Raw genomic sequence first — 13549 nt, 5'->3', positions numbered from 1 at the left:
TCACGCGCGGAGGTCTCCGGCCAGCGCGCGGCACAGCGCCTCCACGGTCAGTGGCTTGACCAGATGCGCGTCGAAGCCGGCGGATTCGGTCAGTCGCCGGTCCTCGGGCGTGCCGCGGCCGGTCAGAGCGAACACACGCAGGCCGGGATGCTCGCGGCGCAGCACCGCCAGCACTTCGAAGCCGCTCATGTCCGGCATTTCCAGATCCAGCAGCACCACGTCGGGCGTGAAGTCGCGCAACATCTCCAGCGCGCGCAGGCCGGTGTAAGCCGGCCGCGCGTCGTGTCCCAGCACGATCAGCAACTCGGCCATGCTGTCTGCCGAATCGGCGCTGTCGTCGACGATCAGGATGCGCTGGCCCGTGCATGTGGCCGGGCTGGCGCGCTGCATGCCGGCGCCATCCATTTCGACCTCGGGCAGGATCACCGTGAACGTGCTGCCGCGACCTTCGCCCGCGCTGCTGGCCCGGATCGCGCCGCCATGCGCATCGACCACCGCGCGCGCCAGGGCCAGGCCGATGCCGAGCCCGCTGCGCGCGGTGTCGGCATCGCCCTCCTGCGCGAACAGATGAAAGATGCGCTCGAGCGCCGCATCGGCAATACCGCGTCCCGTATCGCTGATGGTAGTGATCACCTGGCCATCGTCGGCCCTGACGCGCACCGTCACCGTGCCGCCGCGCGGCGTGTACTTGGTGGCATTGCTGAGCAGGTTCGACATGACCTGTTCCAGCCGGGCCGCGTCGCCGTTGACGAACACCGGCCCGGGCGGCAGCGTGACCGTCAGCGTCTGGCTGGCCGCATCCAGCGCCGGGCGGATAGCCTCGATCGATGCGGTGACTACGTCGTTGTAAAGGATCGGCACCCGTTGCACCTTCAGCTTGCCGCTGGTGACGCGCCCCACATCCATCAGGTCGTTGACGAGCCGCGTCAGCAACTGCAACTGGCGGCCGATGATCTCGGCGCAATGGCGAATGCGCGTGTCGCCGCCCGGCGTCAGCCGGATCACGTCGACCGCATTGCGGATCGGCGCCAGCGGGTTGCGCAGTTCGTGGGCCAGGATGGCGAGGAACGCCTGCACGCGATGGCCCGCGCGCTCCAGTTCATCGAGCCGCGCCGTATCGGTGATATCGCGCGCGGTCCACAGGATGCCGGACAGGCTTTCGGCGCTGTCGCGCTGCAGCACCTGCTGGATGCGGCAGCGCACCACTGTGCCGTCCTGACGCTGCAGGCGTTGCTCGCCGCACCAGCTGCCGGTTGCGCGCACGGCTTGCAGCCCGGTCTGTTCGCCATCGGCCGCAGCATCGTTGCCCGGATAAAGGCTCGACAGCGGCTGTCCCACCATCTCGGCCGCGGTATAGCCGAACAGGCGCTCGGCGCCCGGGCTCCAGTTGCGGATCTCGCCTTGTGCGCTCAGTTCGCACACCGCGGTATCGTCGAGCTGCGCCAGCAGTTGAAGTTGGCGCGCCTCTGTCTGCCGCGCATGTTCCTCGGCGGCGTACTGGATGGTGATGTCGCGATAGACCACGGCGAACCCGCTGGGTGCGCCATCGGCATCAGGCAACGCCACCAGCACTGCGCTGGCGTAGAACACGCTGCCGTCGCGACGCACGCGCCAGCCGCGGTCTTCGGCGCGTCCGCTTTGCCGGGCAGCCTCGATCCAGCGCGCAGGCTCGCCGGTGGCGGCGGATTCGACGGAGTGAAAGCGCGACAGGTGGCTGCCCAGCGCTTCTTGTTCGGTGTACAGCAGGGTGCGGCGTGCAGCCTCGGTCCACAGGCAGACATGCCCGTCGAGACTGATCTCGAAGATCGCGGTATCGTCCACGGCATCGAGCAGCGCACGCGCGCGATCCCCTGGCGCGGGCGCGCCATCCGATATCGATTCCCTCCCCGCCCGGCGCACGACTACGCCTGGCGTGCCATCCGTCTGCAGGTCCGGCATGCGGAGTCCCTTTTGTTCGGATTGTTCTATGGAAATATGGCAGCGCTCTGTGACGATTCTTGCGGCAATCGTCGCAGCGTTCCGCGGCGCTTTGCCATACGGCTGCAACGGGTTTTATCGTGGCCCCCATGGCAGCGCCTTTTAATCATAGCTGGCGCTTCGCGATCCGCAGATAGCGCGAATGCAATTCGTACAACGATCGCGCCAAGGGTGCTGGAATCCTTACGTTGCATGCGCGCCGCGCGCGGTCGACCAGCGTCGCACCGCTCGCGCGGCACGCGCCCCACGCAGAGTGGCCGAGGGCGGCGTTGGATGCTTGTCCGGCAGGTTGCGTGCCGGCTGATCCCCTTTTTCCTTGCCGTGATCGGGACTCTGGTCGGGCCGGGGGTCCGGCTTGCGTACGGGGTCGTGCGGAATCTGGTTCGCCATGGTGCGCCTCGCAGCCGTTCACGTGAAAAATGGAATCGTCAGTGCAGCAGCTTTCATACCAGCTTTACCGGCAGTCTGTAACTTGACGCCGGAGGCACGATTTCTAGCATGAAAGATCGCGCCGCGCCCATCGATATCGATTATTTGTCCTTTTCGTGTAGGAGTTACGTGATGACCGATGCATCCCGGCTCTGGCCGGCCCATGCCGATGCAAACCGCAGTACCGCTCAAGAAGTCCGGTCGCAGCATGACCAGGGCGACGACACGAGAACCGCGATGTCCAGCGCCACGATCCGGCGCGCGTTTCTCGATCACGTTTTTTATACGCAGGGAAAGCTTCCCGGTCATGCCAGCGGCAACGATCTCTACCAGGCCCTGGCGCATACCGTGCGCGACCGGCTGGTACAGCGCTGGATCAGCACAGCTGAGACCTATCAGGCACAGCCGTCGCGCACGGTGGCGTATCTTTCCGCCGAATTCCTGATGGGCCCGCATCTGGGCAACAACCTCGTCAACCTCGGTATCGTCGACGAGGTGCGCGGCGCGATGGCGTCGCTCGACCTCGATCTCGACGACATCCTGGCGCAGGAAGAAGAGCCGGGCCTCGGCAATGGCGGCCTGGGGCGTCTGGCGGCGTGCTTCATGGATTCGCTGGCGACGCTCGAAATCCCGGCGCTCGGCTACGGCATCCGCTATGAATACGGCATCTTCCACCAGAACATCATCGACGGCATGCAGGTGGAGACCACCGACACCTGGCTGCGTCACGGCAACCCGTGGGAGATCCAGCGTTCCGAATGGGCCGTACAGGTGCGGCTGGGCGGACGCACCGAGCACTACACCGACGACCGCGGCCGCTATCGCGTGCGATGGGTGCCGGAAAAGACGGTGGTCGGCGTGCCGTTCGATTCGCCGATTCTCGGCTATCGCGTCAACACGGTGAATACGCTGCGCCTGTGGCGCGCCGAAGCCACCGAGGCGTTCGACTTCCACACTTTCAACCGGGGCGACTACCTGGGTGCGGTGAGCCGCAAGATCACCTCGGAAAACCTGACCAAGGTGCTCTACCCCAACGACGAGACCGTGCAGGGCAAGGAACTGCGGCTGGAGCAGCAGTATTTCTTCGTCGCGTGTTCGCTGCAGGACATGCTGCGGCTGCTGGCCACGCACGGCATCCCGGTGACGCGCTTCCACCAGAAGTTCGCCGTGCAGCTCAACGACACGCATCCGGCCGTCGGCATTGCCGAACTGATGCGCCTGCTGGTGGACGATCACGACCTGGCGTGGGACGACGCCTGGCACATCACGCGCAGCGCGTTTTCCTATACCAACCACACGCTGCTGCCCGAGGCGCTGGAGCAGTGGCCGGTGGAACTGTTCCGCCGCATCCTGCCGCGCCATCTGGAAATCATCTGCGAGATCAACGCGCGCTTCCTCGACGAAGTGCGCATCCGCTTCTACGGCGACGCGACGCGGCTGGCGCGGCTGTCACTGATCAACGAGCAGGGCGAGCGCTACGTGCGCATGGCCGGGCTGGCGTGCGTGGGCAGCCACACCATCAACGGCGTCGCCGAGCTGCATTCGCGGCTGATGCGCGAGGACGTGCTGCAGGATTTCCACGCCATGTGGCCCGACAAGTTCACCAGCATCACCAACGGCGTGACGCCGCGACGCTGGCTGGCGCTGTCCAACCCGCGCCTGACGCGGCTGGTCAGTGACGCCATCGGCGACGGCTGGATCAAGGACCTGGACCAACTGCAGGCGCTAGAGCCTTTTGCCGAGGACGCCGCGTTCCGCGAGCAGTGGCAGGCCGTGCGGCTCGACAACAAGCGCGACCTGGCGCGCCTGATCCACGAATGCACCGGCGTGTCGGTGGACCCGACATCGATGTTCGACGTGATGGTCAAGCGCATCCACGAATACAAGCGCCAGCATCTGGCCGTGCTGCACATCATCGCGCTGTACCACCAGATCAAGTCCGATCCGCACGCCGATGTCTTGCCGCGCACCTTCCTGTTTGGCGGAAAAGCGGCGCCGGGCTATCACTACGCCAAGCTGATGATCCGCTTCATCACGTCGGTAGCCGATGTGGTCAACCGCGATCCGCAGGTGCGCGATCGGCTCAAGGTGGTGTTCCTGCCCAATTTCAATGTCACCTACGGGCAGAAGATCTATCCGGCGGCCGATCTATCCGAGCAGATTTCGCTGGCTGGCAAGGAGGCGTCAGGCACCGGCAACATGAAGTTCGCGATGAATGGCGCGCTGACCATCGGCACCATGGACGGCGCCAATATCGAACTGCGCGACGCCATCGGCGCGGAGAATTTCTTCCCGTTCGGCCTCAATGCCACGGAGGTCTACGCGCTCAAGGCGGCCGGCTATCACCCGGCCAACTATTACGACAGCAGCCCCGAACTGCGCGCGGTAGTGGATCTGATCCAGCACGGCTTCTTCTCGAAGGGCGATGCCGCGGTGTTTCGTCCGCTGTTCGACGGCCTGTTGCAGCATGATCCGTACATGCTGATGGCGGACTTCGCATCCTATCTGCAGTGCCAGCGCGAGGTGTCGGCGGCCTATGCCGATACGCAGCGCTGGCAGCGGATGTCGGTGCTGTCGTCGGCGCGCTCGGGACGGTTTTCGTCCGACCGTGCGATTCGCGAATACGCCGAGCGCGTATGGCATGTGAACGCCGTGCCGGTTTGCCTGCTGCGACGCTCGAGCGGCCAGGTGCAGGGGCCGCATCGCCCCGCCGATCCAGGCGAGCCAGCCAGCGGCGGATTCAGCGAGCGCTGCAAGTAGACGGCGCCGGATGCGCGTCCGGGTGCTCGATCCCGGACGCCGATGCGCACAGCTTTTTCGCACGCCCGTTCGCACGCCCCCTCGCACGCCACTGCATCGGTTCTGAAGCTTTGTTCCCTCCCGCGCCAGGGCGCGGCGAACATTTACAGAGGTGGCCCATTCGCCGGCGCGGCGCTGCACTTTCTACAACAGCGCCAGCAGCTTATACATCCGAGACCTTGTCGTCCGCTCTGCCGCGCGGCGTCCGCCGTTGACGGCATAAGGAAAGCGCACTGCATTTTGCACCGCCGCAAGCTGGCACAAAGTTCGCATTGCTGTACGCCGCGCCGTCACCGACGCCGCAGGCAGCACGTCCCAAATAGAACAGAACAGCAATGAGCGGGAGTCTCACCTTGAACGCAAACACCTTGTTTGTCGCGGCGGAAGCGCAGCCCCTGGCCAAGACCGGCGGATTGGCCGATGTCGTGGGCGGGCTGGCGCAGGCACTGGCGCAGCGCGGCGCCGACGTCACCATCCTGATGCCCGGCTATCCGCGCGCAATTGCCGCGGCGCGCGACGTGCGCAGCCTGGGCACGATCCAACTGCCGATGGCGCTGCCTCCCGGACATAGTCCGGCGCGGCTGCTGTTGGGGCTGATGCCCGATAGCGGCGTGCGCGTGGCTTTTCTCGATTGCCCGTCGCTGTACGACCGGCCTGGCTCGCTTTACGTGGACGCCACCGGCCGCGACTACTGCGACAACGCCCAGCGCTTTGCCGCGCTGGCGCACGCCGCGGCGGCCATTGCCGCTGGCGAGACGCCGTTGCCGGTGCCGAGCCTCGTGCACGCGCATGACTGGCATGCCGCGCTGACGCCGCTGCTGATGCATCTGCGCGGCCTGCGCATTCCCAGCGTCTGCACGATTCACAACCTCGCGTTTCAGGGCGTGTTCCCGATGGAGTGCGCCGAACGTATAGGCTTGCCCGCAAGCTGCCTGACGCCGGACGGCATCGAGTTCTGGGGAAAGATCAATTTCCTGAAGGCCGGCATCCGCTATGCCGACCGGATCACCACGGTCAGCCACACCTATGCGCGCGAAATCCTGACGCCGCATTTCGGGCATGGGCTCGATGGCTTGCTCAACCACCGCGCGGCGGCGTTGGGCGCGATTCCCAATGGCATCGATACCCATGCATGGTCGCCCGCCACCGACCGGCTGCTGCCGCAGCGCTATGACGTGCGCAGCATCGCCAACAAGCGCGTATGCAAGGCAGCGCTGCAGGCACGCCACGGTCTGCCGCAGGACCCCGACCACCCGATCATCGCCATGGGCAGCCGGCTGACGCATCAGAAGATGGCCGACGTGGCGCTGCCGGCGATCGAGCAGGCGCTGGCCACGCATGACGATGTGCAGTTCGTGGTCCTCGGCTGCGGCGACCCGGCGCTGGAAGCGGCATACAGTGCGCTGGCGCAGCGCCATCCCGGACGTGTCGGCGTGACCATCGGCTATCGCGAGGAGGACGCGCATCTGCTGCATGCGGGCGCCGACGCGCTTTTGCACGGCAGCCGCTTCGAGCCGTTCGGCCTGACGCCCGTGTACGCGATGCGCTACGGCACCGTGCCCATCGTGTCGCGTGTGGGCGGCCTGGCGGACACCGTGCGCGATGTGGGCAACGGCACCAGTCCGCTGGCGCGTGCCAACGGCATCGTGTTCGAAGGCGAATCGGTCGAATCGATGGGCGTGGCCATCGCGCGTGCACTAGGCTGGTATGGCCGCCCGCGCCATTGGCGCACCCTGCAACGCAGCGGCATGCAAGGCGACTTCGGCTGGGAATCGCCGGCGCAGCAGTATCTGGCGCTGTATGGCGCACTGTCGCCAGCGCTGGCCGGTCTGCCGGTGGCGCCTGCCCATGCCGAAGCTGAAGCCGAGAGGATCGGGACCGTGCCGGTGCGCCCCACGCCCGCCCGCGCGCGCCGCCCGGTGCTCGTGCCGGACACGGCGGCGTTGTCCGCTGCCGACCCCGGCCCCGCCGCAACGCTCGCCTGAAACTTGCCGGACTCTTGCCCGAGGTAGCGCATCATGATGAGCTCTGTCCCCGCCATGCCGCCGCGCGGCGGTGTGGCGCCTCCCCCGAACTGGCAGACGTTGGGCGCCGACGCGCGCCTGCTGCCATGCGGCGACAAAAGCGCCCAGGCGTATCAGTTCGGCCCGGTCAGGCTCGCCGATGGCCGCGTGCGGTTCCGCCTGTGGGCGCCCGACGCCGCCGCGCAAGGCCAGACCGTGCGACTGGAAGTGGCTGGCATGGCGCCCGTGCCAATGGTCGAAGCCCGCTCCGGATGGTTCGAAGCGGTGGCGCCATGCTGTGACGGGGCGCGCTACTGGTTCCGCCTCGACGACGGCACCATCGTGCCGGATCCTGCGTCCCGCAGACAGGCGGACGGCGTGCACGGCGCCAGCGTGCTGTGCTCGCCGGACAGTCCGGCCAACGACTTCGCATGGCAGCACACCGAATGGCGCGGCCGGCCGTGGCAGGAGGCCGTGATCTATGAAATGCACGTGGGCCTGTATGGCGGCTTCGCCGGCGCCGCCGCGCAATTGCCGCGGCTGGCGACGCTCGGCTTTACGGCCATCGAGCTGATGCCGTTGGCGGAGTTTCCGGGCCAGCGCAACTGGGGCTACGACGGCGTGCTGCCGTTTGCGCCGCAGCACAGCTACGGCAGCCCGAACGATCTGCGCACGCTGATCGACACCGCGCACGGCCTGGGACTGATGGTCCTGCTCGACGTGGTCTACAACCATTTCGGCCCCGAAGGCAATTACCTGCATCGCTACGCGAGCGCCTTCTTTCGCGAGGACCGGCAGACGCCGTGGGGCCCCGCCATCGATTTCCGCCGCGCCGAAGTGCGTCGCTTCTTCGGCGAGAACGCACGCTATTGGCTCGAATCGTTCCGCTTCGACGGCCTGCGTCTCGATGCCGTGCACGCGATCGAAGACGAAGGCTGGCTGCCGCAGCTGGCCGCCACGCTGCGCGAATGCCTGCCCAATCGCCATATCCATCTGGTGCTGGAAAACGACCACAACGACGCGAGCCTGCTGCAGGCCGGATTCGACGCGCAATGGAACGATGACGCCCATCACGCGCTGCATGTGCTGCTGACGGACGAACATGACGGCTACTATCGCGAATACCAGGCGCCGTTGCCGGGCGCCGCGCGCACTCAACAACCCGGCGTGCCGGCGCTGCATCATCTGGCGCGCGTGCTGTCCGAAGGATTCGCGTGGCAGGGCGAGGTCTCACCGCACCGCAGCGGCGACGCCGACGGTCCCACGCAAGGGCGCGAGGTACGGCGCGGCAAGCGCAGCGCCGGGCTTTCGCCGACAGCGTTCGTGATGTTCCTGCAGAACCACGATCAAACCGGCAACCGCGCCTTTGGTGAACGGCTGGCTGCGCTGGCCGATCCCGATGCGCTGCGCGCCGCCGTGGCGTTGCAGTTGCTGTGCCCGCAGATTCCGCTGGTCTTCATGGGCGAGGAGCACGGCGCTCGCACGCCGTTCCTGTACTTCACCGATCATCCGCCCGAACTGGCGCAAGCGGTGCGCGACGGACGCCGTCGCGAATTCGCCGCGTCGAGCGCCTTCCGCGACGACGCACGCGCGGCGCAGATATCGGACCCGAATGCACTGGAAACTTTCGACGCGTCGCGCCCCGTTTGCGACGACACCGACGGCTATTGCCGCGCGTGGAACCACTACTACGGCGAGCTGCTGTCGATTCGTCGACACGAAATCGTGCCGCGTCTGCGCGATTGCCGCACCGCCGGCGTCACGCCGCTTGCCGACAAGGCACTGGTGGCGCGCTGGCGCATGGGCGACGGCAGCCATCTGGCGATCTGGCTCAATCTGGGCGAAGCACCGGTGCAGGTGGAGTGCGATGGCGGGCAGATGCTGCACGCCAGCCAGGCCGGTGCCATCGCGTCGCTGACTGCGGGCACGCTGCCCGGGTACTGCTGCATCGCCTGTCTGCATCCCGCATCCGATTCGCCCAACACATCGCCATGACGCAATCCGCCGATCTGGACCACGCCGGCGTGCCACGCGCGACGGCGCGGCTGCAACTACACGCGGGATTCACGTTTGCCAACGCCGCCGATCTGGTGCCCTACTACGCCGGCCTTGGCGTCAGCCATCTGTACCTGTCGCCGATCACCACGGCGCGACCGGGATCCACGCACGGCTACGATGTCACCGATTTCACGCGCATCAATCCCGAGCTTGGCGGCGAAGCAGGCTTTCTGGCGCTGGCCGAACGCGCGCGCGCCGCGGGTCTTGGCATCGTGCTCGATATCGTGCCGAACCACATGGCAGCCGACGCGATGCACAACGCATGGTGGCGCGATGTGCTGGCGCGCGGCGCGCAAAGCCCTTACGCGCACTATTTCGACATCGACTGGCAGTGCGCCGACGCAGACCTGCGCGGCAAGGTGGTGCTGCCGATCCTTGGCGAGCCATACTGGAACATCGTGCAATCCGGCGCCCTGACCGTGCAGCGCCATGACGATGGCGCGCCAAGCCTGCGCTATGGCGACCTCGATCTGCCGCTGTGCGAGTCCAGCGTCAGTCAGGATATTTCCGACGACATCGCGCACGAGCCCGAGGCGCTGCACCGGCTGCTCGAACAGCAGCACTACCGGCTGACGTGGTGGCGAGCGGGCGCGGCGACGCTTAACTACCGGCGCTTCTTCGAGATCACGGATCTGGCCGGCGTGCGCGAGGAATGCGAAGACGTGTTCGAAGCGGTGCACGCGCTGGTGTTCCGGCTCTATCGCGAGGGCTGGATCGACGGCGTGCGCATCGACCACGTCGACGGGCTGGCCGATCCGGCAGGCTATTGCCGCCGCGTGCGCGCGCGTCTGGATACGTTGCGCGCCGGGCGGCCCGCGCCGCTGGCACTGATGCATCCGTGGCTGGTGGTCGAGAAAATTCTTGGCGAGAACGAGCCGCTGCCGCGCGACTGGCAGACGGACGGCACGACCGGCTACGACTTCATGGACGAAGTCAGCGCCGTGATGCACGACCTGCGCGGCGAAGCACGGCTGAACATGCTGTGGATGGGCATCAGCGGCAGCGACCGCAAGTTCTGCGACGAAGTGCGCGCCGGACGCCATCGCGTGTTGGCGCGCCATCTGGTGGCCGAAGTCGACGCGCTGTGCACGCGCCTGCACGACGCGGCCCGTGCGCAGCCGATCACGCGCGACCTGAGCCGTCACGCGCTACATCGCGCGCTGTCGGCCTTCATGACGGCGATTCCCGTGTACCGCAGCTATTACACCGGGCGTGATGACGTCCGCGCGCTTTCCGGCAATGACGGCGATGCCAGCGTCGGGCGCGATGGCTGCGCCGATGACGAGCGGGACGCCACCGATGACGACAACATGGTCACGTCCGCAGCCAACGCGGCGCGCGCGCATCTGTCGCCCGACGAAGCAGCGGCGCTCGATTTCATCGTGCAGCGCCTGCGCGATGACGCACCGCTGGACACGCCCGCCGGCGTGCTACGCACCAAGCTTCAGCAACTGATGCCGGCGCTGGCCGCCAAATCGACCGAGGACACGGCGTTCTATCGCTACGGACGCCTGCTGTCGCGCAATGAAGTGGGCAGCGATCCCGGCACGCTGGCCATGGCGCCGGCGCGTTTTCACGATCGCATGGCCGCGCGGCGCAAGGCATTCGCCCACGCCATGCTGGCCGTCGCCACGCACGACCACAAGCGTGGCGAGGATGCGCGCATGCGGCTGGCAGTACTGAGCGAACTGCCCGACGAATGGGCCGACGCCGTGGCGAGCTGGGAAGCGCAACTTGCGCCGCTGCTGATTGCATCGCCAAAGGGCCCCGATGGCGTGGACCGCCTGATGCTGTATCAGACGCTGGTGGGCGCGTGGCCAGCGGATCCTCTCGCACTGCAATCGGAAGAGACGCAGCGTGCGTTTGTCGAGCGGATTCTGGCGTGGCAACGCAAGTCGATTCGCGAAGCCAAGCGGCATGGCAGTTGGACGCATCCGGACGAGGAATACGAAGCCGCGTGCGAAGCCTTTCTGCCTGCGCTGGCCAGCGGCGAGGCCGACAGCGTGCTGGAACGGATCGGGCGCTTTGCCGCGCGGATCGGCCCTGCCGGTGCGCTGAACAGTCTGGCGCAGACGCTGCTCCAGTTGACCGCGCCGGGCGTGCCTGACCGCTATCAGGGCAACGAGACGTGGGATTTCAGTCTCGTTGATCCCGACAATCGGCGTGCCCCGGATTACGCGCGCCTGCAGGCGCAACTCGACTGCCGCGCGGGCTGGGCGCACTGGCTCTCGCACTGGCAGGACGGCCGCATCAAGCAGCAACTGATCCGCAGCGCGCTGAAGCTGCGCCAGGCGCAACCCGACCTGTTCGCGCAGGGCAGCTACACGCCGCTATCGGCAAGCGGAGAGCTGGCGGACAACGTCTTGGCGTTTGCGCGGCAATGCGGCAACGTGCAGATGGTGGTGGCAGTCACGCGGCTGGCGGCGCGGCATGTCGATCAGTCCCTGCCGCGCGTGCCACCGCAATGCTGGCGCGATACGGGCCTGCACGTGGGCGACGGCGCATGGACCGACGCGCTGACTGGCCACAGCCTCACGTCGCATGCGGGGTGGTTGCGCGCCAAGGACATGTTTGCGACGCTGCCGGTGGCACTGTTGATGCGTGAGTCCGAGGTGGGGCGCGGCTGATTTCTGGGGGCTATTTCGGGCGATGACTGCGGCGGCCGATGAGGGGGGCGCCGGGGGCGCTGGCCCATGACTGCCGCTGGCCTGGCCGCCCGTCGCCCGTCGCCCGTCGACACTGGTGCCTGGAATCTGCTACAGGCAAGCCGGAATCCTCAGTCTGCAACCTGAGGGCGCAATTACTAGCGCCCGCCGAGCGCGGCGGCGAGATCGCGTGCAACATCGTCGGCCGTGCGCTCAAACTGCAGCGGCGTCACAGCGATGGCGCCGCGCGCCACCACCACGGCCTCCGCGTCGTCCACATCGGCGCGCGGTGCCCGGGAAAACTGCAGCCAGTGATAAGGAATGCCGCGCGGATCGACGTGCGCGCGCACGTCGATAGCTTGGACCAGCCCGCGGCCTTGCCGCGATACCGTCAACGGCCCGGCTGCGTCGGGTTCCACATCGGGAAAATTCACGTTAAGGCACGCGCCGTCGCTCCAGCCGGTGGCCACCAGTTGGCGGATCACGCCCGGTGCCAGGGCGCGCGCGGTATGCCACTTTACGGCGTTGCGATCAGTGAACACCTGACTCAGCGCGATCGAGCGGATGCCGAGCAGCATGCCCGTCATCGCCGCGCCGACCGTGCCCGAGAAGACCGTTTCCAGCCCAAGGTTGCCGCCGCGGTTGATGCCGGACAGGATCAGGTCTGGCGGCGTGTCGCGCATGATCTGGCGCGCGGCCATCACCACGCAATCGCCGGGCGTGCCCGAAATGCCAAAGCGGCGCTCGCCGTGTGCGGCGATGCGCAGCGGCGCATGCAGACTGATCGAATGCGAGGTGCCGCTCTGGTCATGTTCGGGCGCGACGATCCATACCTCGCGCGCCAGCGCGGCCGCCACGTCCTCCAGCGCACGCAAGCCCGGCGCGTCGATACCATCGTCATTAGTGAGCAATACGCGATCGACTACAAAATCAGACATCGGATAGCCTTTTATTGAAGTGGACAAATCGTGTGGGGCTAACTGTAGCGCAATCACGTGTCAGAAACTGTTGGGGGCCAATGCTTGGCAGCGGCAGACGGCCGAAAAAAAACCCGCATCGTTGCGATGCGGGTTTCAACGAGGCGTCCGGGTCAAGCCGATTACAGGTACGCCAACGTGATCGTGGCCGAACCGTCCAGTTCAACGTTCGATGTCAGCGACGGCAGGTTGGCCGTGCTGTTCAGGCCGCCGACGATGCGAAGGACTTGCGAGATGGTCTTGTACGCATGCGGGGCGCCGCCTTCGGTGTCAGACCACGACACTACCGAATTTACATCCGTATAGTTTCCGTTATCCGATAGAGAACCAGAATTCGCGTTGCTCGCATACACAACGTCGCCCACGGCGGCGCCGTCTGCCGTCGCATCTGCGACACGGGCCTGAATTTCATAGGCGCCCAGATTCTTGCCGTCCACAGCACCCAGGCCCAAGGGATACACAGCCCACGCTGCCGGATCGATGTCCTCCAAAATAAAGGACGCTGTTCCTTGCCGATTGTCGTTTACCCAAAAACCAACCTTGGTGGCCGCCTCGCAGTTGATCGTCATCGTCACGTCACGATCGGGCAGCTTGGTGACGTCGGTAGCGCTCAAGCTCTTGGCCGAAATCGTGCCGTAGTCCACCGTGCCGTTGTTCGACA

General features: G+C 66.5%; 7 protein-coding genes. 4 read left to right on the top strand and 3 right to left on the bottom strand.

Features of this window, described 5'->3' with window-relative positions:
- Positions 1-1938: a PAS domain-containing hybrid sensor histidine kinase/response regulator gene (locus F7R19_RS17120; RefSeq protein ID WP_150981384.1), complete on the bottom strand. Its 1938-nt coding sequence runs from the start codon at positions 1936-1938 to the stop codon at positions 1-3.
- A gap of 705 nt (positions 1939-2643) precedes the next feature.
- On the opposite strand from F7R19_RS17120, the gene F7R19_RS17115 reads away from it, so the two are divergent.
- The 4 genes from F7R19_RS17115 to treY all read left to right on the top strand — a co-directional run bounded on the left by F7R19_RS17115 (position 2644) and on the right by treY (position 11893).
- Positions 2644-5166: a glycogen/starch/alpha-glucan phosphorylase gene (locus F7R19_RS17115; protein WP_407648934.1), complete on the top strand. Its 2523-nt coding sequence runs from the start codon at positions 2644-2646 to the stop codon at positions 5164-5166.
- Positions 5167-5558: 392 nt separating this feature from the next.
- Positions 5559-7190 carry a glycogen synthase GlgA gene (glgA, locus tag F7R19_RS17110; RefSeq protein ID WP_170292604.1) on the top strand — a complete coding sequence of 544 codons (1632 nt, stop codon included), beginning with the start codon at positions 5559-5561 and terminating at the stop codon, positions 7188-7190.
- A gap of 36 nt (positions 7191-7226) precedes the next feature.
- Positions 7227-9203 (top strand): malto-oligosyltrehalose trehalohydrolase, encoded by a 1977-nt coding sequence (gene treZ, locus F7R19_RS17105; RefSeq protein WP_407648935.1) that lies wholly within the window; start codon positions 7227-7229, stop codon positions 9201-9203.
- The gene (treY, locus tag F7R19_RS17100) at positions 9200-11893 is read left to right on the top strand and encodes a malto-oligosyltrehalose synthase (RefSeq protein ID WP_150981380.1); all 2694 of its coding nucleotides are present in this window, start codon (positions 9200-9202) and stop codon (positions 11891-11893) included. Before treZ ends, treY begins: the two co-directional genes overlap by 4 nt.
- Positions 11894-12069: 176 nt before the next feature.
- On the opposite strand, the gene surE is transcribed toward treY, so the two are convergent.
- Together surE and F7R19_RS17090 are read right to left on the bottom strand one after the other, a co-directional pair.
- Positions 12070-12849, bottom strand: coding sequence for a 5'/3'-nucleotidase SurE (surE, locus tag F7R19_RS17095; RefSeq protein ID WP_150981379.1), 780 nt, complete (start codon positions 12847-12849; stop codon positions 12070-12072).
- Between the two features lie 161 nt (positions 12850-13010).
- Positions 13011-13549 (bottom strand): DUF1120 domain-containing protein (locus F7R19_RS17090; RefSeq protein ID WP_150981378.1); only part of this gene is annotated, 539 nt, incomplete at its 5' end.

The sequence above is a fragment of the Cupriavidus pauculus genome (genome assembly GCF_008801835.1).
In the GTDB taxonomy this organism is placed as follows: Bacteria; Pseudomonadota; Gammaproteobacteria; order Burkholderiales; family Burkholderiaceae; genus Cupriavidus; species Cupriavidus pauculus.
This window is presented reverse-complemented; position numbering and strand designations above follow the sequence as displayed.